The 22418-nt window shown below is 64.5% G+C and carries 17 protein-coding genes; 11 read left to right on the top strand and 6 right to left on the bottom strand.

What is annotated here, in order from left to right:
* The first annotated feature begins 1 nt into the window (after nucleotide 1).
* Nucleotides 2-682, top strand: a complete 681-nt coding sequence (gene mtgA, locus D3877_RS17275; protein WP_420796901.1) for a monofunctional biosynthetic peptidoglycan transglycosylase — start codon at nucleotides 2-4, stop codon at nucleotides 680-682.
* A gap of 7 nt (nucleotides 683-689) precedes the next feature.
* On the opposite strand, the gene D3877_RS17270 is transcribed toward mtgA, so the two are convergent.
* Entirely contained in the window at nucleotides 690-1217 is a 528-nt protein-coding gene (locus tag D3877_RS17270) for a GAF domain-containing protein (RefSeq protein WP_158599937.1), read from the bottom strand.
* Between the two features lie 372 nt (nucleotides 1218-1589).
* Between D3877_RS17270 and D3877_RS17265 the strand changes: the two genes are divergently transcribed.
* On the top strand, nucleotides 1590-4172 hold the full coding sequence (locus D3877_RS17265; RefSeq protein WP_238474934.1) for an EAL domain-containing protein: 2583 nt from the start codon (nucleotides 1590-1592) through the stop codon (nucleotides 4170-4172).
* Between the two features lie 37 nt (nucleotides 4173-4209).
* On the opposite strand, the gene D3877_RS17260 is transcribed toward D3877_RS17265, so the two are convergent.
* The gene (locus D3877_RS17260; protein WP_119831939.1) at nucleotides 4210-4533 is read right to left on the bottom strand and encodes a DMT family transporter; all 324 of its coding nucleotides are present in this window, start codon (nucleotides 4531-4533) and stop codon (nucleotides 4210-4212) included.
* Nucleotides 4534-4678: 145 nt separating this feature from the next.
* Between D3877_RS17260 and D3877_RS17255 the strand changes: the two genes are divergently transcribed.
* The 3 genes from D3877_RS17255 to D3877_RS17245 all read left to right on the top strand — a co-directional run bounded on the left by D3877_RS17255 (nucleotide 4679) and on the right by D3877_RS17245 (nucleotide 9324).
* Nucleotides 4679-6247, top strand: a complete 1569-nt coding sequence (locus tag D3877_RS17255; protein ID WP_119831938.1) for a lysine--tRNA ligase — start codon at nucleotides 4679-4681, stop codon at nucleotides 6245-6247.
* 784 nt (nucleotides 6248-7031) lie between these two features.
* On the top strand, nucleotides 7032-7940 hold the full coding sequence (locus D3877_RS17250; RefSeq protein WP_119831937.1) for a hypothetical protein: 909 nt from the start codon (nucleotides 7032-7034) through the stop codon (nucleotides 7938-7940).
* 121 nt (nucleotides 7941-8061) lie between these two features.
* Nucleotides 8062-9324, top strand: a complete 1263-nt coding sequence (locus tag D3877_RS17245) for a DUF2336 domain-containing protein (protein ID WP_119831936.1) — start codon at nucleotides 8062-8064, stop codon at nucleotides 9322-9324.
* Nucleotides 9325-9357: 33 nt separating this feature from the next.
* On the opposite strand, the gene D3877_RS17240 is transcribed toward D3877_RS17245, so the two are convergent.
* Nucleotides 9358-9792: a hypothetical protein gene (locus D3877_RS17240; RefSeq protein ID WP_119831935.1), complete on the bottom strand. Its 435-nt coding sequence runs from the start codon at nucleotides 9790-9792 to the stop codon at nucleotides 9358-9360.
* Between the two features lie 272 nt (nucleotides 9793-10064).
* Between D3877_RS17240 and mdh the strand changes: the two genes are divergently transcribed.
* The 5 genes from mdh (at nucleotide 10065) to odhB (ending at nucleotide 17724) form a co-directional block, all read left to right on the top strand.
* Nucleotides 10065-11033, top strand: coding sequence for a malate dehydrogenase (gene mdh / locus D3877_RS17235; RefSeq protein WP_119831934.1), 969 nt, complete (start codon nucleotides 10065-10067; stop codon nucleotides 11031-11033).
* A gap of 259 nt (nucleotides 11034-11292) precedes the next feature.
* Nucleotides 11293-12489, top strand: coding sequence for an ADP-forming succinate--CoA ligase subunit beta (sucC, locus tag D3877_RS17230; protein ID WP_119831933.1), 1197 nt, complete (start codon nucleotides 11293-11295; stop codon nucleotides 12487-12489).
* A 1-nt stretch (nucleotide 12490) separates the two neighbouring features.
* On the top strand, nucleotides 12491-13366 hold the full coding sequence (sucD, locus tag D3877_RS17225; RefSeq protein WP_119831932.1) for a succinate--CoA ligase subunit alpha: 876 nt from the start codon (nucleotides 12491-12493) through the stop codon (nucleotides 13364-13366).
* Nucleotides 13367-13546: 180 nt separating this feature from the next.
* Nucleotides 13547-16450 (top strand): 2-oxoglutarate dehydrogenase E1 component, encoded by a 2904-nt coding sequence (locus D3877_RS17220; protein ID WP_119831931.1) that lies wholly within the window; start codon nucleotides 13547-13549, stop codon nucleotides 16448-16450.
* A 41-nt stretch (nucleotides 16451-16491) separates the two neighbouring features.
* Nucleotides 16492-17724 carry a 2-oxoglutarate dehydrogenase complex dihydrolipoyllysine-residue succinyltransferase gene (gene odhB / locus D3877_RS17215; protein ID WP_119831930.1) on the top strand — a complete coding sequence of 411 codons (1233 nt, stop codon included), beginning with the start codon at nucleotides 16492-16494 and terminating at the stop codon, nucleotides 17722-17724.
* Between the two features lie 132 nt (nucleotides 17725-17856).
* Here odhB and D3877_RS17210 read toward each other — a convergent pair whose 3' ends face one another.
* Nucleotides 17857-20346, bottom strand: coding sequence for a putative bifunctional diguanylate cyclase/phosphodiesterase (locus D3877_RS17210; RefSeq protein WP_158599936.1), 2490 nt, complete (start codon nucleotides 20344-20346; stop codon nucleotides 17857-17859).
* A 401-nt stretch (nucleotides 20347-20747) separates the two neighbouring features.
* Between D3877_RS17210 and D3877_RS17205 the strand changes: the two genes are divergently transcribed.
* Nucleotides 20748-21455: a DUF1194 domain-containing protein gene (locus D3877_RS17205; RefSeq protein WP_119831928.1), complete on the top strand. Its 708-nt coding sequence runs from the start codon at nucleotides 20748-20750 to the stop codon at nucleotides 21453-21455.
* Between the two features lie 38 nt (nucleotides 21456-21493).
* Here the strand turns inward: D3877_RS17205 and D3877_RS17200 are convergent, their stop codons facing one another.
* Together D3877_RS17200 and D3877_RS17195 are read right to left on the bottom strand one after the other, a co-directional pair.
* Nucleotides 21494-21937, bottom strand: a complete 444-nt coding sequence (locus tag D3877_RS17200; protein WP_147395217.1) for a hypothetical protein — start codon at nucleotides 21935-21937, stop codon at nucleotides 21494-21496.
* A gap of 3 nt (nucleotides 21938-21940) precedes the next feature.
* On the bottom strand, nucleotides 21941-22225 hold the full coding sequence (locus D3877_RS17195) for an ElaB/YgaM/YqjD family protein (protein WP_211100291.1): 285 nt from the start codon (nucleotides 22223-22225) through the stop codon (nucleotides 21941-21943).
* Nucleotides 22226-22418: the final 193 nt, after the last annotated feature.

Genomic DNA, 22418 nt, shown 5'->3' with positions numbered 1-22418 from the left:
GATGGCGCGTAGGCTGGCGCGGGGGGCGTTGATCGGGCTGTTCGGGCTGCTGGCGCTGTCGGTCGCCTGGACGGCGCTCTATCGCGTGGTCGCGCCGCCGGTCACGCCGTTGATGCTGATCCGCGCGGCGACGGACGGGGCCGGGTTGGCCCGCGAGTGGCGGTCGCTCGACGCGCTCTCGCCCCATCTGGTCCGCGCCGTCGTCGCCTCGGAAGACACCAGCTTTTGCGGGCATGGCGGTTTTGATTGGGACGCCATCGAAACCGCGTTCGAGGCCAACAGCGACGGCAAACCGCTGAAGGGCGGCAGCACCATCAGCCAACAGACCGCCAAGAACGCCTTTCTCTGGCCCAGCCGCGATTGGCTGCGCAAGGGGGCCGAGGCGTGGTTCACCCTGCTGATTGAACAGCTCTGGCCCAAACGGCGGATTCTGGAGGTCTACCTCAACATCATCGAATGGGACGATGGGGTTTATGGGGCCGAGGCCGCCGCCCGCCATCATTTCCGCAAGTCAGCGTCCGCCTTGACCCGACGCGAGGCCGCCCTGTTGGCCGTGGTGCTGCCCAGCCCGCGCCACTGGTCGCCCACCAGCCCCGGCCCCTATGTCGCCCGCCGGGCGGCGATCATCGAACGGCGGATGGCGGTGGTGGAACGCGATGGGCTGGCAGACTGCGCCCGCTGACCGCCCGTCAAGGCTCGGTCGGCGTCGGCGTCGGATCATCCTCGCCATCCGCAAGGCCGCACACCGTGCCAATCAGCATCGCAATCCCTTGCAGACAGGCGACATCGGCCGGGGTCCAGTCCCGCTCCGCCCCGGACTGCTCGCAACACAGCACGCCGACCGCGACATTTTCGTGCAGGACGATGAAATCCAGCAGGCTGCGCACATCCTTTGGCTTAAAATACGCGTCGGCGAACCCCTTGGTCGCGGGGTGGGTCAAAGCGTCCCGCACAACAACCTTGGCGTTGTTGGTGATGGCCCGGAAATAATCGGGATACTGGCTGCGGAGCAGAACATCCCCCGGAGAATGCAGCCTACGAGCGCCGTCGTACAAATTTCCACACGTCAAACTTTGATAAGAACTGTCGAACACCCACACGCTGGCGCGTGTTGCGCCTGTGCACTCGACAATGTCCTCGCAGGCCGCTTTCCAGACATCCGCGACCGTGCTGTGCCCAACCCGCAGTCCAAACACCGCTGCCTGTGTTTTGTGCACTGGCCGTCTCCGCATCGCTGCCTTGGGCTTCATCAATATCCGTAGCAAAGCGACCAATGAAAGTCGAGATGTTCGATTGTCGAGTTCGATAATTTCGCCGGTAGTTCAACAAAGGATATTGCTTTAAGGGCTATTACGAACCGCCGGATGTATTATCCAACCCCTCTGACGAACCGTTCGTTGCCGCAACACAACAAACGGAGTAGGCTTGACCCGAAGGCAAGGGGGATGGGACTGTCGGTCGTCGGCGGCCCCGCCTGTCTCGCCGGATCTCCCGCCACCGCTTCAGCCATCAACCGGGGACCCATGCCTGCCGTTCCGTCTCGCCGTGGATTGGGATCGCGTTGCGCCGCTCTCGCGCTGAGCGTGTGCGTGGCGGTTGCTGTCCTGATCGGCCCGGCGCAGGCCAATCCGACGTCGACCACCGCCTCTCCGGCCACGCGAACGTCGATCAAGGTGGCGTTGGACGACAATTACCCGCCCTTCAGCTTCCGCGATTCCGAAGGCGCCCATATGGGCATGCTTCAGGAATTGTGGGCGCTGTGGTCGGAGCGTACCGGCGTCGCGGTGGAGTTGGTGGGAACCGACCTCAGCCTTGCCGTCAAAATGGTGGAGCAGGGCAAGGCCGACGTCATCGACACGATTTTCCGCACGCCCGCCCGTGACCGCACGCTCGATTTCTCGGCCCCCTACGCCAAGCTGGACGTGCCGATCTATTTCAACGCGGATCTCAGCGGAATCACCGGCCCGGCGTCTCTGCGCGGCTACACGGTGGGGGTGAAGAACGGCGACGCCTGCATTGATTGGTTGAACGACCACGGCATCATCAGCATCAGCCGCTACCCCAGCTTCGCCTCGCTGATCGACGCCGCGATTCACCAGGACATCCTGGTTTTTTGCATCGACGACCCGTCCGCCCGCTATTTTCTGACCAAATACGGCATCCAGGACCGTTTCCGCTTCACCGAACCGCTGTACAACGGCGAACTCCATTGGGCGGTGCGCAAGGGCGACACGGCGCTCCGCGCCCTCATCACCGAGGGCTTCAACCGCATCACGCCGGAAGAGCGGCGCGCCATCGAAGACCGCTGGTATGGCCGCAAGATCACCGGCGTGCTCGACGCCAACCGTCTGGCGCTGTTGAGCAAGATCCTGATTCCGGTGCTGATTCTCGGCGTGGCGACGCTGGCCTGGAACGCCATCCTGCGCCGCCAGGTCGCCGCCAAAACCGAAAGCCTGCGCGACGCCGTCGCCGCCCTGTCGGTCAGCGAAGAGCAGTTCCGCACCATCTTCGACAACGTCAACGACGCCATCTTCATCCACGACCTGGACAGCACGGTCATCCTTCAGGTCAACCGCCGGATGGTCGAGATGTACCGGCTGGGCGACTACCCGGTGGCGGCTCTGGACATCGGCATGCTCAGCTCCGGCATCGCCCCCTACACGCTGGACGACGCCGCCGCCTGGGTGCGCAAGGCCGCGTCTGGACAATCGCAGATCTTCGAATGGCACGCCCGCACCCTGGACGGCGAATTGTTCTGGGTGGAAATCAGCATGCGCCGGGCCGCGCTGGACGGCAACGACCGCCGCCTGTTGGTGGTGGTGCGCGACATTTCCGAACGCAAATCCGCCCAAGAGCGGATGGAGTTCCTGTCCCACCATGACCCGCTGACCCTGCTGCCCAACCGCCTGCTGGTGCAGGACCGCGCCGCGCAGGCCATCGCGCGCTCCGAACGGAACGGTCGGATGGTGGCGTTGCTGGCCTGCGACCTCGACCAGTTCCGCGCCGTCAACGATTCACTGGGCCACAGCGTCGGCGACTTGCTGTTGCGGGCGGTCGCCGAACGGCTGAAGACCTGCGTGCGCGACACCGACACCGTCAGCCGCCCCGGCGGCGACGAATTCCTGTTGCTGCTGTCCGGTTTGGCCGACACCGATTCCGTGGTCGAAACCGTCGCCTCCCTGCACGAGGCGCTGACCGCGCCCTTCGACATCGACGGCAACGAGCTGACGATCACCCTGTCCACCGGCATCGCCATGACGCCGACCGACGGGGCTGATTTCCAGACCCTGCTGAAGAACGCCGACACCGCCCTGCACCACGCCAAATCCAGCGGGCGCAACACCCACCGATTCTTCGCCGAGGCGATGAACGTGGAGGCGGTCGCCCATCTGTCCACCCGCAGCGGCCTGCGCCGGGCGCTGGAGCGCGGCGAATTCCTGGTCCAGTATCAACCACAGGTCAATCTGGACAGCGGCTTGGTCATCGGCGCCGAAGCGCTGGTGCGTTGGAACCACCCCGAACGCGGCATGATCCCGCCCGGCGCCTTCATTCCCATCGCCGAAGACAGCGGCTTGATCGTCCCCATCGGCGAGTGGGTGTTGCGTGAATCCTGCCGCCAGGCGGCGCAATGGCAGTCCGCAGGCCTGTCGCTGACCGTCGCCGTCAACCTGTCGGCCCGCCAGCTTCAACGCCCCGATCTGGCCGACACGGTGGTGGCGGCGCTGGCCGACAGCGGCCTGGATCCGCTGTTCCTGGAGTTGGAACTCACCGAATCCATGCTGATCGAGAACACCGACATCGTTCTCGCCAACATCCGCAAGGTCAAGGCGCTGGGCGTTCAACTGTCCATCGACGATTTCGGCACCGGCTATTCCAATCTGGCCTACATCGGACAGTTGGCGGTGGACAAGCTGAAGATCGACCGATCCTTCATCGCCGATCTGTGCAGCAACCACGACAGCGCCCGCATCACCGCCGCCGTCATCCAGATGGCCCACAGCCTGAACCTGACCGCTGTGGCGGAAGGCGTCGAGGATCACGGCACGCTGGACCAACTCCGCCATCTGCGCTGCGACGTCGCCCAAGGCTATCTGCTGGGCCGTCCCGGTTCGGCGGATGTGGTGGAGCGGATGGCCCGCCAGACCAGCGTCTTTCCGGTTCCCGCCATTTGAGCGAAATCGGGGCCGCGCTTGCGGGCTGAAAACGCCCTCAGGCGTGGCCGCCCGCCATGTGCAGGCTGACCACCCCGGCGACGATCAGGGCGATGCCCGCCACCTTCAGCGCGCTCAGACTTTCGCCGAACACGAACACCCCGATGGCGGCGATGGCCGCCGTTCCCGCCGCCGACCAGATCGCGTAGGCGATGCCGACCTCGATCGTTTTCAGGGCTTGGGCCAACAGGGTGAAGGCCGCGCCGTAGCAGGCCACCACCACCAGGGCGGGCCACAACCGCGTCATGCCGTCCGACATCTTCATCGCCGAGGTTCCGACGATTTCAAAGACAATCGCCACGACCAGATAAAACCAGCTCATCACTGTCACTCGCTCGCAAGACCAGCCGGGGAACATGGCCCTCCGGCGGCTTTGCCGCAAGTCCTGCGGTTGACGGAACGCCCGCGCCGCCCTAGGGTTGTCGCCCTCTTAAGCAGTGTTTCTTTGGTGTTGAAAGGGTCCGACAATGACCGGCGAACGGGATTTGGCGTTGCAGGCGAAGGCATGGCCGTTTGAGGAGGCGCGCAAACTGGTCGCGCGCTTCAGCAAAGCGCCGCCCGCCAAAGGCTACGTCCTGTTCGAGACCGGCTATGGCCCGTCGGGCCTGCCGCATCTCGGCACCTTCGGCGAGGTCGCGCGCACCAGCATGGTCCGCCACGCCTTCCAAACGATGAGCGACTTGCCCACCAAGCTGTTCTGCTTCTCCGACGACATGGACGGGCTGCGCAAGGTCCCCGACAACATCCCCAACAAGGAGATGGTGGCCGCCGCGCTGGGCAAGCCGCTGACCCAGGTGCCCGACCCGTTCGGCACCCATGACAGCTTCGGCGCCCACAACAACGCCCGCCTGCGCGCCTTCCTCGACGGTTTCGGCTTTGAGTATGAGTTCCAGTCCTCCACCGACTGGTACAAGTCCGGCCGCTTCGACGAGGCGCTGCTTGGCGTGCTGCGCCATTACGATGAGGTCATGGCGGTGATGCTGCCGACGCTGGGGACGGAACGGCAGGCGACCTACAGCCCGTTCCTGCCGATCTCGCCCGCCACGGGCCGGGTTCTCCAGGTGCCGATGCTGGAACGAAACGCGGAGGCCGGAACCATCGTCTTCCAGGACGAGGACGGCAAGAAGGTCGAACTGCCCGTCACCGGCGGCCATGTGAAGCTGCAATGGAAGCCCGATTGGGGCATGCGCTGGTTTGGTCTGGGCGTCGATTACGAGATGTACGGCAAGGATCTGATCCCGTCCGCCGAACTGGCCGGGAAGATTTGCCGCATCCTCGGCGGCACGCCGCCGGAAGGCTTCAATTACGAGCTGTTCCTCGACGACAAGGGCCAGAAGATCTCCAAGTCGAAGGGCAACGGCCTGACGATGGAAGAGTGGCTGGCCTACGCGCCGCCGGAAAGCCTCGCGCTGTACATGTTCCAAAAGCCGAAATCGGCCAAGCGCCTGTATTTCGACGTGATTCCGCGCGCGGTGGACGAGTATCTGACCTTTGTGGACAAGGTCCATGGCGAGGAACCGGCCCGCAAGCTGGAAAACCCGGCTTGGCACATCCATGGCGGCAAGCCGCCCGCCGTGCGGTCGGACGTGTCCTTCATTCTGCTGCTGAATTTGGCGGCGGCGGCGAACGCCGAAACCAAAGACACCATGTGGGGCTTCATCCGCCGCTACGCGCCCGACGCCACGCCGGAAAACAGCCCCTTCCTCGACAGCATGATCGGCTACGCCGTCCGCTATTATCAGGACCAGATCAAGCCGACCAAACAGTTCCGCGCCCCGACCGACGCCGAGCGCGCCGCGCTGGACGCCCTGCTGGTCAAGCTGGACGAGTTGCCCGCCGACGCCAAGGCCGACGTCATCCAGAACGAGGTGTTCGAGGTCGGCAAGGCCCATGGCTTCACCGAACTGCGGGCGTGGTTCCAGGCGCTGTACGAGGTTCTGCTGGGCCAGACCACCGGCCCGCGCATGGGATCCTTCATCCAGCTTTACGGCGTCGCCGAAACCAAGGCGTTGATCCGCGAAAAGCTGGCGGTCTGACGCTTCTTTCCCGCCCTTGCCTTCCCCTCCCCTGCGCCAGCGTGGGGGAGGGAAAGGACGGCGGCGCGCCAAGACGCGCGCTCGCCATCGTGCAACGCGCCCGAGCCACCCGCCAATTCGCGGCCTGCCGGAACCGCATTCCCCGCACAGCGTCAACCGCCAATGGGATCTGGTCGTCGGCATCCGCGCCGCCAGCCTGCCTGATGTTGACCATGTGTCGCGCGGGCCGCGCGTCATCGACAGCGCGCTGAACAGCGAAACCCGTTTGCCTCTCAGTTCCGCATAAGTGTTTCCCACAGGAAACCGATAGCAAAAGGCAAAGGGCTGATACAGAATATCGTATCTGCCTGTCGCGGCCCCGGAAGGATTGACCGTCAACACCATCAATTGTTTGCGGACCCTCTCTTTGAGGAAAAGTTTACGTATTGGGCAACACCCTGTTCATTTGCATATTTCTTGCGCACAAAAGGAATTATTCCACACTCCGCTATGCGAATGCCGCACCGCACCAATTCCAAAAGCGTGGTATCGCTAACACGTCGAAGGTCCTATGCTCCGGCTCGTTACTGCATTTTGCAGTGCGTTTCCTCCCTAGACTTCAAAGGCCGCACCCTTCTGGGTTGCGGCCTTTTTTTCTGCCCGGCCCAACCGTGGCCCGACCGACCACGCAAGAATCATCGCCCCTCTGTGATCGTGATCACAGGTGCATTTGAATAAAATGCGCGACACTTTGTTCCGTTGCCGCCGCCATCCTGCGGCAGCGGAGCCAAGGGAGCGTTCCAGGATGTCGACCGATCAACCGCCGTTCGTGCGCCACCACCGCACCGCTCAGGTTCTGGTCAGCACCTTTCAGGAAGCGCTGGAGCCGCAATTCGCCGCCAAGGGCGCCCTGTCGCGTGAGGAGTTCACCCGCGCCATGGGGCTGATGATGGCGCATTGGCCCACGGTTCTCCCCCTGTTCGCCAACATCTGCCAATCCTGCGCCATGGCGTCGCGTTGCCAGGGCGGGGGGTGCGGGAGCGGCGGCGAGTCCCCGCGCATGGTGTTCAAACCCGACGGACGGCGACGGGATTTCGTGACGCGGCTGATGTTCTCCACTGTCCTCCTGAAAGTGCCGGAAAGCGTCGATCCAATCAGCGGCGAGGTCTTTCCCCAAGTGATCGCGTCGGGCCTGCAAACCAGCATCAGCGGCCTGTTTTATGAAAAGGAATGGGAAGCGCTGAACGCCAACGCCATCACCATCTACAACCAGATCGGCACCGACCATGACGAGGAGATCTGGAGCCGGATCAGCCGCGAGGATTCGCTGGCGGTTCTGGTCGACACCATGTTTGTCCGCGTGATGCTGCGGTTCAGACAATTCCACCAGCAGCGCCAAACCTTCATGCGGCGGATGACCGACCTGCTGCGCGACAAGCGATTCATCTTCGCAGGCCCCCATTTCGACACGCTGTTCGACACCATGTTCGGGCGCTTGCGCGACAGCCTGCGCAGCGAGCTGGACCGCGCGCGCGTGGACATTCATTACGGCGATGGCACCTCGGACAATCTGATGCGGATCTTCGACCAGTTCGACAAGCACAAGCTGGAACAGGCGCAGCCGGTCCAGATGCTGGGCGGACGGCGGGCACCCCGTCCGATGCTGGCGCAACGCCCGATGCTGGGGGCGACCCCGGCGGCCAAACGGCGTTGACGGACGACTCGAAGCGATGGCGAATTAGGCGACCGTTAACCCAAACAGCGTCCGATGGAGGCATGATGATGCCCGCCCCCCTGCCCGACACCGGGTTTCTCCGACTCAAGCGCGCGGTCCCGTGACCGCCCGGCGCGCCCCCGCCCCGCCACAGCCGGGCGCGCCCGCCCACGCGGAGGGCGAGGGCGGCGTCGCGCCCGAGTTGTTGTCCTACCTGTTCGACGGACCGGACGAACCGGCCCAGCCCGTCCCCAGCCTTCCTGTTCCGGTTCTTGCCGCGCCGCATCCGCCCGCCGCGCCATCAGCCTCCCGCAGCGTCGGTCAACGAGTCGGCGACGCGCTGGTCGAATCGCGGTTGGCCGGGATGGGCGACGCCAGCGTCCGCGCCTCGCTGGCGCAAAAACTCTGCCGCCTGCTGCCCGATTTGCCGCCCGGCGGGGCCGACACCGTCACCAACGTGGCCGTCCGCGCCCTGGAGCAGCTTGCCCGCGACCACATCACCCGCGTGCGCGAAGCCTTGGCGACCTCGATCAAGGATGTCGCCTGCGCGCCGCCCACCGTCGTCCGCAGCCTAGCCCGCGACGTCGAGCGCACGGTGGCCGAGCCGGTGTTGCGCTGCTGCGCCGCCCTGACCGACGAGGATTTGCTGGACATCGTCGCCAGCGCCCCGGCGGGCTGGGCCTTGTCGGCCATCGCCCGACGGCACCGGGTCGGCGCGTCGCTGGCCGACGCCATCGCGGGCAGCGGCGACGCCGACGCCACCGGGGTTCTGTTGGACAACAACGGCGCAGTGATCGCCGAGGCGACGCTGGAAACGCTGGTCGAGGAGTCGGCCCATCACCCGGAATGGCAGGAAAAGCTGGCCCGCCGCCCGGCCCTGCCCCGCCGTCTGGCCGTGCGCTTGGCCGATTTCATCGACCTGACGGTGGTGGAGGCGCTGCGAGGCCGCACCGATTACGACGACGCGACGGTGGCCGAGATCGCCGCCGCCACCCGCCGCCGGATCGATTGGGCCGACGCCGCCGACTCGGGCGACAGCCCGGAACGCCGCGCGGTCCGCCTGCACCGCCAAGGCAAATTGAACGAAACCGCGTTGGGCGACGCCCTGTCCTGGAACGAGACCGGCTTTGTCCACACCGCGCTCACCCTGCGCGCCCGCGTGGCACCGGAGGTGGTGGAACGCATTTTGACCGCGCAGGATCCCCACGCGGTGACGGCGCTGGTCTGGCGCGCCGGTTTTTCCATGCGCTGCGCCATGCAAATTCAGGCGCGCGCCGCCGGGATCAACCCGCGCGCCATGCTGAACGCCCGCCAGGGCCGCGCCTTTCCGCTCAGCGCGGCGGACATGACGCGGCATCTGATCCGCTACGGCGTGCGGGATTAGCCTTACGCCGCCCCCGCGCCGCCGCTGGAGGAATTACGGCGTGCCAACGCGGCGCAGCGCCCGGCCCGCGCGCGGCGTCGCCGCCTCGTTCGGCAGGGTCGGGTCGCGGTAATAGGGCTGATCGACCGGATCCTTGTAGGCCTCCGCCGGTGTCACGATCTGCTCGCCGGTGCCGCCGTCAAAGGCGATCAACGGCTGCTTGCGCGCCTCGGCGCAGGCCTCGCGCTTTTGCCCGATCACCGGATTCTCGGTCCCGTTCAGGGTCACGAGCGGCAGAACCCATTCGGCGCGCTTGCCGTCGGGGATCGAGGTGTAGACGTAATTGCTCAGCGTGCGGCAGCCCGCCGCGTCGGCGACCGGAGCGGTCTCCAGCGCGGTTTTGTAGTCCGCGACGGTTTGTCCCACCGCAGCGCCAGCCATCAGCGCCAGCGGCAGGGACAAGGACAGAATGGTGGTGAAACGGGCCATGCGGCGCTCTCCCTCGTGCCATATCAAACGGTTCGCGAAACGACCTTCCCAGATACGTATAGTGCCGATCAACCCGGCTGTGCGAAATGAAGATCCGGCCTGCGACGCGATGCTGCATTGCTGCGCATGCGTCCGGGCTTGCTCTCTGCGTCAAAACGCGCTACCTACGCTTCCGAAATCTCGGGGCGCTGGATCCCTAAGACGTTAGAATGACCATTGGTTCTGTCCCCCGCTGAATGGGGGATGCTCAACGTTTTAGGGAACGCTCCAAAATGGCTCGCAAGAAGATTGCGCTCGTCGGCGCCGGTCAAATCGGCGGCACGCTGGCCCTGCTGGCTGCCCAAAAGGAACTGGGCGACGTCGTCCTGTTCGACATCGTCGCAGGCACCCCCGCTGGCAAGGCTCTCGACCTCGCCGAGGCCGCCCCGGTCGAGGGCTACAACGCCACTCTGACCGGCGGCAACGATTATTCGGCCATTGAAGGCGCCGACGTCGTCATCGTCACCGCCGGCATCCCGCGCAAGCCGGGCATGAGCCGCGACGATCTGATCGGCATCAACAGCGGCGTCTGCAAGACCGTCGGCGAAGCCATCGGCAAATACGCCCCGAACGCCTTCGTGATCGTCGTCACCAACCCGCTCGACGTCATGGTCTGGGTGCTCCAGCAGGCCTCCGGCCTGCCGCCGGAGCGCGTGGTCGGCATGGCCGGTGTGCTCGACTCGGCCCGCTTCCGCTTCTTCCTGGCCGAAGAGTTCAACGTCTCGGTCGAGGACGTCACCGCCTTCGTGCTGGGCGGCCATGGCGACACCATGGTCCCGCTGACCCGTTATTCGACCGTCGCCGGCATCCCGCTGCCCGATCTGGTCAAGATGGGCTGGACCACGCAGGAGAAGCTGGACGCCATCGTGCAGCGCACCCGTGACGGCGGCGCGGAAATCGTCAAGCTGCTGGGCAACGGTTCGGCCTTCTACGCCCCGGCCGCCTCCGCCATCCAAATGGCCGAGTCCTACCTGAAGGATCAGAAGCGCGTCCTGCCGGTCGCCGCCTATCTGACCGGCCAGTATGGCCAGGATGACCTCTATGTCGGCGTTCCGACGATCATCGGCGCCGGCGGCGTCGAGAAGATCATCGAGATCGAGCTGAACGACGACGAGAAGGCGATGTTCCAGAACTCGGTCGACGCCGTGAAGACCCTGGTCGCCGTCGTCAAGAAGCTGGACGCCGAGAAGGCCGCTTCCTAAGACGACCCGGTCCCGCGCGATTCGGCCGCATGACGGAACAGGAACGGTGGTTTGATCCATCCGCGTCCAATGTTACTGTCAGCGGCCCGCATCATCCGCCCTTCGGCGCAAGTCCCGCAAAAGACGAACGCCGAAGGTCGGACGCGCGACGCGCAAGGACCGAAGTCCATGGCCGATCCTTTGTTTCGACCTTTCGATCATTCTCTGTCGTCAGTCGATCCGATTTCGTCAGCCGAACCAAAAAACAGATGGACGCCCGATGAACATCCATGAGTATCAGGCCAAAAGCCTGCTGAAGAAATACGGTGTCGCGGTTCCTCGCGGCGGCGTCGCCTACACCCCGCAAGAGGCCGAGACGGTCGCCCGCGAACTCGGCGGTCCGGTTTGGGTCGTGAAGTCCCAGATCCACGCCGGTGGCCGTGGCGCTGGCCGCTTCAAGGGCAACCCCGAAGGCAAGGGCGGCGTTCGCGTCGTCAAGTCGATCGAGGAAGTCGGCAAGAACGCCGGCGAGATGCTGAACAATGTTCTCATCACCAAGCAGACCGGCCCCGAAGGCCGCGAGGTCAAGCGCCTCTATGTCGAGGAAGGCGCCGACATCAAGCGCGAGCTGTATCTCGGCCTGCTGATCGACCGCGCCACCGGCCGCGTCACCATCATGGCGTCGACCGAAGGCGGCATGGAGATCGAGGAAGTCGCGCACAACACCCCGGAGAAGATCGCCAAGGTCGCCATCGACCCGGCGACCGGCATCCAGGGTTTCCACACCCGCAAGATCGCCTTCGCTCTCGGGCTGGAAGGCAAGCAGGTCGGCGCCGCCGCGAAGTTCATCACCGCCGCCTACAAGGCGTTCGTTGAGCTGGACTGCGCGATCGTCGAAATCAACCCGCTGATCGTCACCGGCTCGGGCGACATCCTGGCGCTCGACGCCAAGATCAGCTTCGACGACAACGCTCTGTTCCGTCACAAGGACATCGAAGAGCTGCGCGACGAAGCCGAAGAAGATCCGTATGAGATCGAAGCGGCCAAGCACAGCCTCAACTACGTCAAGCTCGATGGCAACATCGGCTGCATGGTGAACGGCGCCGGTCTGGCGATGGCCACCATGGACATCATCAAGCTGTATGGCGGCGAACCGGCCAACTTCCTGGACGTCGGCGGCGGCGCCACGAAGGAACGCGTCACGGCGGCCTTCAAGCTGATCCTGTCCGACAGCAACGTCGAAGGCATTCTGGTCAACATCTTCGGCGGCATCATGCGCTGCGACGTGATCGCCGAGGGCGTCGTCGCGGCGGCCCGCGAAGTGCACCTGCATGTTCCGCTGGTTGTCCGTCTGGAAGGCACCAACGTCGATCTCGGCAAGAAGATCCTTGCCGAATCCGGTCTGCCGATCCTGTCGGCCGACAATCTTGCCGACGCCGCCGAAAAGGTGGTCAAGGCCGTGAAGGAGGCCGCGTGAAATGGCTGTTCTCGTCGATAAGAACACCAAGGTGATCTGCCAGGGCTTCACCGGAGCCCAGGGCACCTTCCATTCCGAGCAGGCCATCGCCTACGGCACCAAGATGGTTGGCGGCGTGACGCCCGGCAAGGGCGGCGCCAAGCACCTCGACCTGCCGATCTTCGACACGGTCGCCGACGCGGTCCACAAGACCGGCGCCAACGCCTCTGTGATCTACGTGCCGCCTCCCTTCGCGGCGGACGCGATCCTGGAAGCCATCGACGCCGAAATCGCGCTGGTCGTCTGCATCACCGAAGGCATCCCGGTGCTGGACATGGTGCGCGTCAAGCGCGCCCTGCAAGGCTCCGCGACCCGTTTGATCGGGCCGAACTGCCCCGGCGTCATCACGCCCGACGAATGCAAGATCGGCATCATGCCGGGCCACATCCACAAGCGTGGCAAGATCGGCATCGTCTCGCGCTCCGGCACGCTGACCTACGAAGCCGTGGCGCAAACCACGGCGGCGGGCCTGGGTCAGACGACCTGCATCGGCATCGGCGGCGACCCGGTCAACGGCACCAACTTCGTCGACAGCCTTGAGCTGTTCGTGAAGGACCCGGAGACCGAGGGCATCATCATGATCGGCGAAATCGGCGGCGACGCCGAAGTTCGCGGCGCCGAATTCCTGAAGGCGTCGGGCACGAAGAAGCCGGTCGTCGGCTTCATCGCCGGCCGCACCGCTCCTCCGGGCCGCCGCATGGGTCATGCGGGCGCGGTGATTTCGGGCGGCAACGACACCGCCGACTTCAAGATCGACTTCATGAAGTCGGTCGGCATCGCCGTGGCGGACAGCCCGGCGTCGCTCGGCTCGACCATGCTGAAGGTCTTCAAGGGCTGAGGCGTTGGCGCGGGGGGCTTGGCGACAGGTTCCCCCGCGCCGTCCCTTGGTTCCGGGCTGCTGTCGGCTCTTGAGCCGACGGTCGCCGGATCCTTCTCGCACGGGATCCGGCGACTGGCGGCTCGTCATCGCACTATAAAAACTCCCACAGGGAATCGGGCGAAAAGCCCGAAGTGAATCATGTCGGCAAATTTGGAGCAGACCTCGTTCCTGTTCGGATCGAACGCCGGTTACGTCGCCGAACTCTACGCCCGCTTTCTGGCGGATCCGGCTGCGGTCGATCCGAGCTGGAACGGCTTTTTCAAGGATCTGGACGACGATTCGCGCGCCGTTCTTGACGAGCTGCGCGGCGCCTCCTGGACCTTGCGGGACGATGAGACGAACGGGGCTGCCCCGGATGCCGCCGGGCATGGTCTGGCCGGTCCCGGCAACGGCGCCATGGTCGCCCACACCCAGCAGGTTTACGGCGGCGTCAGCCCGCAGCAACTCCGCGCGGCGACGCTCGACAGCATCCGCGCCCTGATGTTGATCCGCGTGTTCCGCGTGCGCGGCCACATGAACGCGCATTTCGACCCGTTGGGCCTGGAAAAGCGCGAGCCGCACCCGGAGCTGGATCCGGCGACCTACGGCTTCGGCCCCGGCGACCTTGACCGCCCGATCTTCCTGAATTACTCGCTCGGCCTGGAAACGGCGACTCTGCGCCAGATCCTGGAAATCCTGCACAAGACCTATTGCGGGACGGTCGGCGTCGAGTTCATGCACATCCAGGATCCGGAAGAAAAGGCCTGGATTCAGGAGCGCATCGAGGGCGGCCGCAACCACACCGACTTCACGGTCAACGGCAAGCGCGCCATTCTGGAGCGTCTGACCGCCGCCGAGGGGTTCGAGAAGTTCCTGCAACTGAAATACACCGGCACCAAGCGCTTCGGCCTTGAGGGCGGCGAGTCGATGATCCCGGCGCTGGAGCAGATCCTCAAGCGCGGCGGTCAGCTCGGCCTGAAGGAAGCGGTCGTCGGCATGGCCCACCGTGGCCGTCTGAACATGCTGACCAACTTCATGGGCAAGCCCTTCGCGGCGGTGTTCTCGGAATTCCAGGGCAACCCGTCCAGCCCGACGGACGTCCAGGGTTCGGGCGACGTGAAGTACCATCTTGGCACCTCGTCGGACCGCGATTTCAACGGCCACATCGTCCATCTGTCGCTGACCGCCAACCCGTCCCACCTGGAATGGGTCAACCCGGTGGTGCTGGGCAAGGTGCGCGCCAAGCAGGCGCAGCGCCGCGACCTGGACCGCGAGCAGGTGATGGGCGTGCTGATCCACGGCGACGCCGCTTTCGCCGGTCAGGGCATCGTCGCCGAAACGCTGGGCCTGTCGGAACTGCGCGGCTACCGCACCGGCGGCACCATGCACTTCATCATCAACAACCAGATCGGCTTCACGACGAACCCGAACTACTCGCGCTCGGGCGTCTATTGCTCCGACATGGCGAAGATGGTGCAGGCGCCGATCTTCCACGTGAACGGCGACGATCCCGAATCGGTGGTGCATGTCAGCCGCATCGCCATCGAGTTCCGCCAGAAGTTCAAGCGCGACGTCGTCATCGACATGGTGTGCTACCGCCGCCATGGCCACAATGAGGGCGACGAGCCGGGCTTCACCCAGCCGCTGATGTACAAGAAGATCCGCAGCCACGCGACGACGCGCGAGCTGTACGCCAAGCAACTGGTCGATGAAAACGTCATCACCCAGGCCGAAGGCGACCAGATCAACGCCGACTTCATGAAGAAGCTGGAAGGCGAGTTCGAGGCATCGACCACCTACAAGCCCAACAAGGCCGACTGGCTGGAAGGCAAGTGGGCGGGTCTGCAACAGCAGGACGAGAACACCGAGCATCGCGGCGCCACCGGCGTCTCGATGGACCTGTTGAAGGAAATCGGCTTCAAGCTCTGCCAGTACCCGAAGGACTTCGCGATCAACCCCAAGATCGCCCGTCAGTTGGAAGCCAAGAAAAAGACCATCGAGTCCGGCGAGGGCATCGATTGGGCGACCGCCGAGGCGTTGGCCTATGGCTCGCTGGTGGTCGAAGGCACCGGCGTGCGTCTGTCCGGTCAGGATTCGGGGCGCGGCACCTTCTCGCACCGCCACGCGGTGATGTACGATCAAAACACCGAAGCCAAATATCTGCCGCTGACCAACCTGCACCCCGAGCAGGGCCATTTCGAGGTCCATGACAGCCCGCTGTCGGAAGCGGCGGTGGTGGGTTTCGAGTACGGCTATTCGCTGGCCGAACCGCATGATCTGGTGCTGTGGGAAGCGCAGTTCGGCGATTTCGCCAACACCGCGCAGACCATCATCGACCAGTTCATCTCGTCGGGCGAATCCAAGTGGCTGCGCATGTCCGGTCTGGTCATGCTGCTGCCGCATGGTTATGAGGGCCAGGGGCCGGAACACTCCTCGGCCCGACCGGAGCGTTTCCTCCAGAACTCCGCCGAGGACAACTGGCAGATCTGCAACGTCACCACCCCGGCCAACCTGTTCCACATCTTCCGCCGTCAGGTCCGCCGCTCCTTCCGCAAGCCGCTGGTCCTGTTCACGCCGAAGTCGCTGCTGCGCCACAAGCTGTGCGTCTCCGATCTGGCGGAATTGGGTCCGAACACCCATTTCCACCGTGTGCTGGGCGAAACCGCCAATGATCTGGTCGAGAACGACAAGATCCGCCGCGTCGTCGTCTGCACCGGCAAGGTCTATTACGATCTGTTGCAGGAGCGCATGAACCGTGGCGTCAAGGACGTCGTCCTGATCCGTCTGGAGCAGATGTACCCCTTCCCCAAGGCCACCCTGTCCGACGAGTTCGCGAAATACCCGAACGCCGAAGTCGTGTGGTGCCAGGAAGAGCCGGAAAACCAGGGCGGCTGGACCTTCGTTGACCGCCGTTTGGAAGGCAGCCTGAAGGCCATCGGCCACAAGGCGGGCCGTCCGATCTACGCCGGTCGCCCGGCCACCGCGTCGCCCGCCACGGGTCTGCTGAAGCGCCACAACCAGGAGCAAGCCAAGCTCCTGGACGACGCGCTGACCATCGCCTGATCCGATCACCCAAGCGCCAAAAAAAGACGAACGAGGAAGTTATGACCATCGAAATCAAAGTCCCCACGCTGGGTGAATCCGTCTCCGAAGCCACCGTCGCCCGTTGGCTGAAGAAGGTCGGCGACGTCGTCAAGATGGACGAGGCGCTGGTCGAGCTGGAAACCGACAAGGTGACGTTGGAAGTCAACGCCCCGGCGGCTGGCACGCTGGCCGAGATCGTCGCCCCGGAAGGCGAGAACGTCGTCGTCAACGCCCTGCTGGGCGTGCTGACCGAAGGCGCGGCTGGCGCGGTCGCCGCTCCGGCTGCGGCCCCCGTGGCCGCCCCGGCTCCGGTCGCCGCTCCGGCCCCGGCCGCCGCCCCCGGCAACCTCGCCGCCTCCGGCCCCGCCGCCCGCAAGCTGGCCGATGAGAAGGGCGTGGACGCCTCGACCATCGCCGGAAGCGGCAAGGATGGCCGCGTGACCAAGGGCGACGTGCTGGCCGCCCCGGCGGCTCCGGCGGCCAAGCCCGCCGCTCCGGCCCCGGCGCCGAAGATGGTGTGGGCCGCCGGCACGGCGGGCGAGCGCCCGCGCGCCGCGCAGGAGGAGCGGGTCCGCATGACCCGTCTGCGCCAGCGCATCGCCGAGCGTCTGAAGGAAGCCCAGAACAGCGCCGCCATGCTGACCACCTTCAACGAGGTGGACATGAGCGCGGCGATGGCGCTGCGCGCCGAATACAAGGACTTCTTCGAGAAGCGCCACAAGGTGCGTCTCGGCTTCATGTCCTTCTTCCTGAAGGCCGCCGTCCAGGCGCTGAAGGAAATCCCGGCGGTCAACGCCGAGATCGACGGCACCGACGTCGTTTACAAGAACTACTACGACATCGGCGTCGCCGTCGGCACGCCGCAGGGTCTGGTGGTTCCGGTCGTCCGCGACGCCGACAAGCTGGACTTCGCCGGGGTTGAGGGAACCATCGCCGCGCTGGGCAAGAAGGGCCGCGACGGCAAGCTGTCGATGGACGAGTTGACCGGCGGCACCTTCACCATCTCCAACGGCGGCGTCTATGGCTCGTTGATGTCGACCCCGATCATCAACCCGCCGCAGTCCGCCATCCTGGGCATGCACAAGACGATGGACCGCGCCGTCGTCATCAACGGCAAGATCGAAGTCCGCCCGATGATGTATCTGGCGCTGTCCTACGATCACCGCATCATCGACGGCAAGGAAGCGGTCACGTTCCTGGTTCGCATCAAGGAACTGATCGAAGATCCGCGCCGCCTGCTGCTGGACGTCTGATCGACCCGTTCCGAACCGGCGCGGGTTCGCCCGCGCCACAGGAAAACGGCGCCCTTTCGGGGGCGCCGTTTTTCGTTGAACAGGAGAGAGCGAGAGTCACGGCCTTGGCGGCGACGGCACGGAACAAGCCCGTCAGGCGATGCTCCGAATGGCGCGCTGACGGCCTTTGGGGGACCGCAGGCACAGCGCCTCGAAATCTTGCCGGGGCATCGGTCGCCCGAACAAATAGCCTTGCAAGAGGTCGCAGCGATGGACGTCGCCCAACAGATGGGCTTCGGCCTCTGTTTCCACCCCTTCCGCCACGACCGTCAGGTTCAGGCTGCGGGCAAGGCTGATCGTCGCCGTGCAGATCAACAAGCCACGCGCGCCCTGTCCGATCCCAGACACAAAAGACCGATCAATCTTGAGCTGGTCGATGGGCAGCGTGCTGAGATAGGACAAGGACGAATAGCCCGTCCCGAAATCATCGAGCGAGAAGGTGACGCCAAGCTCCTTGAGCTGCGACATGGCCACGGAGACTTTTTGCGGGTGATCGGCCATGACGCTTTCGGTCAGCTCAATTTTCAATCGCCGTGGATCAACGCCGGTGCGGCGAAAAACATCCATGGCCTGCGCCACGAAATCGTCGCTCTGAAACTGCCGGGCGCTGACATTGACGGACAGAACCAGACGCGACAACTCCGGCCGTGTCTTCCAATCGGCCAGAATCGCGCAGGATTCCTCAAGAACCCACAGCCCCATGGGAACAATCATCCCGCTCCGCTCGGCTTGGCCAATAAACTCGTTGGGCTGGACAAAGCCACGAACGGGGTGGTTCCACCGGATGAGGGCCTCGGCGGCCTGAATCTCCTGAGTCGCGAAATCAACTTGAGGCTGGAGATGCAGCGTGAATTGACGCTCCGCGAGCGCGACGCGCAGGTCCGCCTCCAGCGCCGCCGCCGCAACCGCCGACCGTTCCAGATCGTCGTCGAAGAAATGGAATCCATCCCCCCCGGACTGCTTGGCCTTGTACATCGCAAGGTCGGCTTGCTTGAGCAGATCCTCGATGCTCAAATCCCTGCCGTCGCTCACCGCGATGCCGATGCTGGCCGTGCAATGATGCACGGTGTCGCCAAGATCGTAGGGTATCCGGATTTCGGACAGAAGACGCTCCACCGCCTGCTGCGCCTGCTGTTGCAGGTCGTCGCGCGATGAGGCCGCCAGCGCCTTCAAAATGATCGCGAATTCATCCCCGCCGAGCCGCGCCACCGTGTCGCCGTCGCGCGTGTTTTCGCCCAGACGCGACGCCACCTGTTGCAGCAGACGATCCCCGCAGGCGTGCCCCCGCGTGTCGTTCAGCACCTTGAACTGGTCAAGGTCCACCAGGACAAAGGCGCAAAAGCGGTTGGTCCGGGCGGCGTCGGCCAACGCCACCGTCAAACGGTCATTCAACAATGTCCGATTGGGCAGGCCCGTGAGTTGATCGTGATAGGCCAATTCACGGATCCGCTCCTCCGACTGACGCCGTTCCGTGACGTCGCGGCCAACCCCGCGATAGCCAAGAAACGCGCCATCCTGAGAAAAGACCGGATCGCCGCTGACGCTGACGCACATGTCCCGGTCCCCTGGCATCCGCCGCTTCGTCTCGACGTTGCGAAACGAACAATGAGCGTCGAGGGCCGCCCGCTGAATTTTGCAGGCCACCTCATCCGCCGCGACGCTCTGAACCTCCCAATAGAATTTCCCGACAAAGGGATGATGGTCAGACGCCCCCTCATCGCCGTCGCTGGCGGCGTGAAGCGTGAAACGGTGGTCGCGGTCGGTTTCCCAATAAAAGTCGGACGACATGTCGCTCAGGCTGCGGAACCGCTCCTCGCTCCGTCGCAGTTCCTTGGTCCTCTCGGCGACTCGCTCATCCAAGCGATGATTCACGTTTTCCAGGCGCGCCACATACACATCCACCGTGCCCCGCGCGCGCCGGACCACCCAGACAAACGCGACCCAAACAACGCTGAAAACCGCCAGAACCACCAGCGCTTGCTCGACCCGCGATTGATCGATCTGCTCGACCAAATCGCTGATGTCCTGATACTGCTCAAAGACCGCCACGACCCGGCCACCCTCCACAACCGGCACATAGCTCGCCAGGAGATGGACGTTGAAACGGTCGCCATCAAACGTGTTGACGCGATTTCGCCACACAAGGTTGCTGACGACCGAACCAGAGCGCGCTTGCAAAAAGCCCGCGTTCTCCCCCTGATTTTCACCAATCTGCTTGGCGTCCGTGGAAAACAGCGTGGTTCCGTCAAGGCTGTAGATCTTGACCTTCGCAATCCTTGAACCGCTCAAGATTTTTAAGAATCTCTTTGAAAGATCAAGCGATTCCGGCAGTTGACGCAAGCCGTCCGGCGACGGGTTGGCCGCGCTTGCGAGAAGCTTTTTGACGTCGTCGCGGAACATGACCGACAAGGCGCTGGTCATGTCGATGTTGCGCGCCTCCGCCAAACGAAAGATGAGTTGGGTTTGGCTGTTGTGGAGATTCCAGAGAATGATCGCGCCGGCGCCAAGCAAGGTGGCGCATGAGAACATGGCGAACACATGCTTGACAACGAAGTCAAACACACGGGTTCGGACCAGCATCATCGTTCTCATCATCGCTCCGCCCATCGCTCCGCCACGCCCCCACATCTGCCGAAAAGGCGACCGATTGAACAGTTGGGTCGCGCCAAGATCATCCATCTTTCCGCCAGAACATGTTAACGCCGGATGTCGGACCATATTGGGAGAAGCCCCAAATGACGGGACGGCTTGACGGACGATTCCTTGGAAATCAGCGAAATCCGTCAGGAATCACTCTTGAATCCCCGACGCCCAATTCATGAGAATCGTTAATTTTTCGGCTGAATTGCCTCCTCTTCGCGTCACAGCGTGGCGGCTCTCAAACGTCGCTCGCCCCCCGCCGCGTTCCGCGATACCCTTTGTTTGTTCGCTGTCCAAACAAGACGCGGGCGAAGGCCGAAACGGAACGGGGGAGCGCCATGCGAATGGATTGGTTCGGTCTGTGGCGGCGCGGCGCACTGGGGCTGGCGTTTGTCTGGGCGGCGACGGGATGGGCGGGGGAGGCGCGCGCCTGGACCTCGGTCGATCTGGAACTGGTGCTGGCGATTGACGCCTCCGCCAGCGTGGAGGATTCGCTGCTCGACTTTCAACTGTCCGGGCACGCCGCCGCCTTTCGCGATCCGTCGGTGGTCGCGGCCATCGGCGGCGGGTCGCGCGGCAAAATCGCGGTGACGCTGGTGTCCTGGTCGGACCCCACCGCGTTCGAGGTGTTGATCCCCTGGACCCAAATCGGCGATCCCGACAGCGTTCTCGCCTTCGCCGCCGCCATCGACACCTTGCCCCGCCGTGATTTCGCCGGAAGCACCGGAATCGGCGCGGCGATGTTGAACGCCGCTGATCGGTTCCGCTTCAGCGGCGCATCGTCGCCCCGCCGGGTCATTGATCTGGTCAGCAACGGATTCAACAACATCGGCATCATGCCGGAATACGCCCGCGACCAGGTGCTGGCCCAGGGCATCACCATCAACGGTCTGGTGATTCTCGACCAAGTGCCGTGGTTGACCGATTATTTCGCCGCGCGGGTAATCGGCGGGCCATCGGCCTTCGTCCGCGCCGCCGACGACCGCCGCAGCTTCGCCCGCGCCATCCTCGACAAGCTGCGCTGGGAAATCGCCGCCGCTGCGGATCGCTGAGGACACCCAAAGGCCGAATCCATCCGAATCCGGCAGCCTTACGGCGGAGACGACGAATCGTCACCGCCGTCCGCTCTGGACCGGAACGCGAGAACCGCGATGGTCGCCAGGATCGCCGCGCCGGTGACAAGGCGCGACCGCAAGAGCAGCGGCAGAAGGGACGCCGCCGCGACGCCCAGCAACGCCCCCCCGACCGGCGAGGCCGCCGCCAATTTTCGGTCATTCCGATTGCACATCAGAACCGCCGCCAGCGCCGCGACGGCGAGAGACAGCGCCGCGATGGCCAGCGCGAACAGCGCGGCCACAGCGCCATAGGCGTTGGCCAGGACAAGAACCACCCCGGCGACGCCCGCGCCATAAGCGGTCAAGGCCAACAGCCCGCAGACCAGATAAAGAAGGCCATTCCGCCTGGCGCGCCGCAGCTTCTGGCCGAAATCGCGCGACATGAAGGACACCAGAAGGGGCGCCAGGCGCTCTATCATGAATCAGCGCCGGGCTGCGAAGGCGAGCAGGAAGCCAACGCCGACGGCGATGCCAAGCGCCTGCAACGGGCGGTCGCGGATGCGCGTGACGACGTCGCTCTCCAGCGCCATGAAATCCTTGCGCGCGCCCGCCATGGCGTTCTGCGAAGCCTCGACAGCGTCATGCGCCAAATTGCCGACCTTGGCGCGGTAGCCGTCCGCCGTGTCCGCGCCCGCCCCGGCGATGGTCTTGGTCAGGGCCGCGATGTCGCTGCTGAGCTTTTGCAACTGGCTCTCAATGTCGGACATTTGCACGTCGCTCTCCTCATCGGTGGTTTCAATTTTTGGATCGTCGTCGTTCCGATCATCCGATGAATTTTTCAAAGGCATCTGTTGATCCTCCCGCGATCAATTCATGGATTGTTCTGGCAGGATACCGGGCGACGTCTGAGATCGGCAGGTTCGGAGAGTACTCACGCGCCGTCGCCGCGCGGGCGATCGG

The organism is Azospirillum cavernae, from assembly GCF_003590795.1.
GTDB lineage: Bacteria > Pseudomonadota > Alphaproteobacteria > Azospirillales > Azospirillaceae > Azospirillum > Azospirillum cavernae.
This window is presented reverse-complemented; position numbering and strand designations above follow the sequence as displayed.

Coding starts and splice junctions, on each gene's coding strand:
- D3877_RS17200 (WP_147395217.1), bottom strand. CDS start 21,937: ATGATAGAGCGCCTGGCGCCCCTTCTGGTGTCCTTCATGTCGCGCGAT.
- mtgA (WP_420796901.1), top strand. CDS start 2: ATGGCGCGTAGGCTGGCGCGGGGGGCGTTGATCGGGCTGTTCGGGCTG.
- mdh (WP_119831934.1), top strand. CDS start 10,065: ATGGCTCGCAAGAAGATTGCGCTCGTCGGCGCCGGTCAAATCGGCGGC.
- sucC (WP_119831933.1), top strand. CDS start 11,293: ATGAACATCCATGAGTATCAGGCCAAAAGCCTGCTGAAGAAATACGGT.
- D3877_RS17220 (WP_119831931.1), top strand. CDS start 13,547: ATGTCGGCAAATTTGGAGCAGACCTCGTTCCTGTTCGGATCGAACGCC.
- D3877_RS17205 (WP_119831928.1), top strand. CDS start 20,748: ATGGATTGGTTCGGTCTGTGGCGGCGCGGCGCACTGGGGCTGGCGTTT.
- D3877_RS17195 (WP_211100291.1), bottom strand. CDS start 22,225: ATGTCCGACATTGAGAGCCAGTTGCAAAAGCTCAGCAGCGACATCGCG.
- odhB (WP_119831930.1), top strand. CDS start 16,492: ATGACCATCGAAATCAAAGTCCCCACGCTGGGTGAATCCGTCTCCGAA.
- sucD (WP_119831932.1), top strand. CDS start 12,491: ATGGCTGTTCTCGTCGATAAGAACACCAAGGTGATCTGCCAGGGCTTC.
- D3877_RS17210 (WP_158599936.1), bottom strand. CDS start 20,346: ATGATGCTGGTCCGAACCCGTGTGTTTGACTTCGTTGTCAAGCATGTG.
- D3877_RS17250 (WP_119831937.1), top strand. CDS start 7,032: ATGTCGACCGATCAACCGCCGTTCGTGCGCCACCACCGCACCGCTCAG.
- D3877_RS17260 (WP_119831939.1), bottom strand. CDS start 4,533: ATGAGCTGGTTTTATCTGGTCGTGGCGATTGTCTTTGAAATCGTCGGA.
- D3877_RS17255 (WP_119831938.1), top strand. CDS start 4,679: ATGACCGGCGAACGGGATTTGGCGTTGCAGGCGAAGGCATGGCCGTTT.
- D3877_RS17240 (WP_119831935.1), bottom strand. CDS start 9,792: ATGGCCCGTTTCACCACCATTCTGTCCTTGTCCCTGCCGCTGGCGCTG.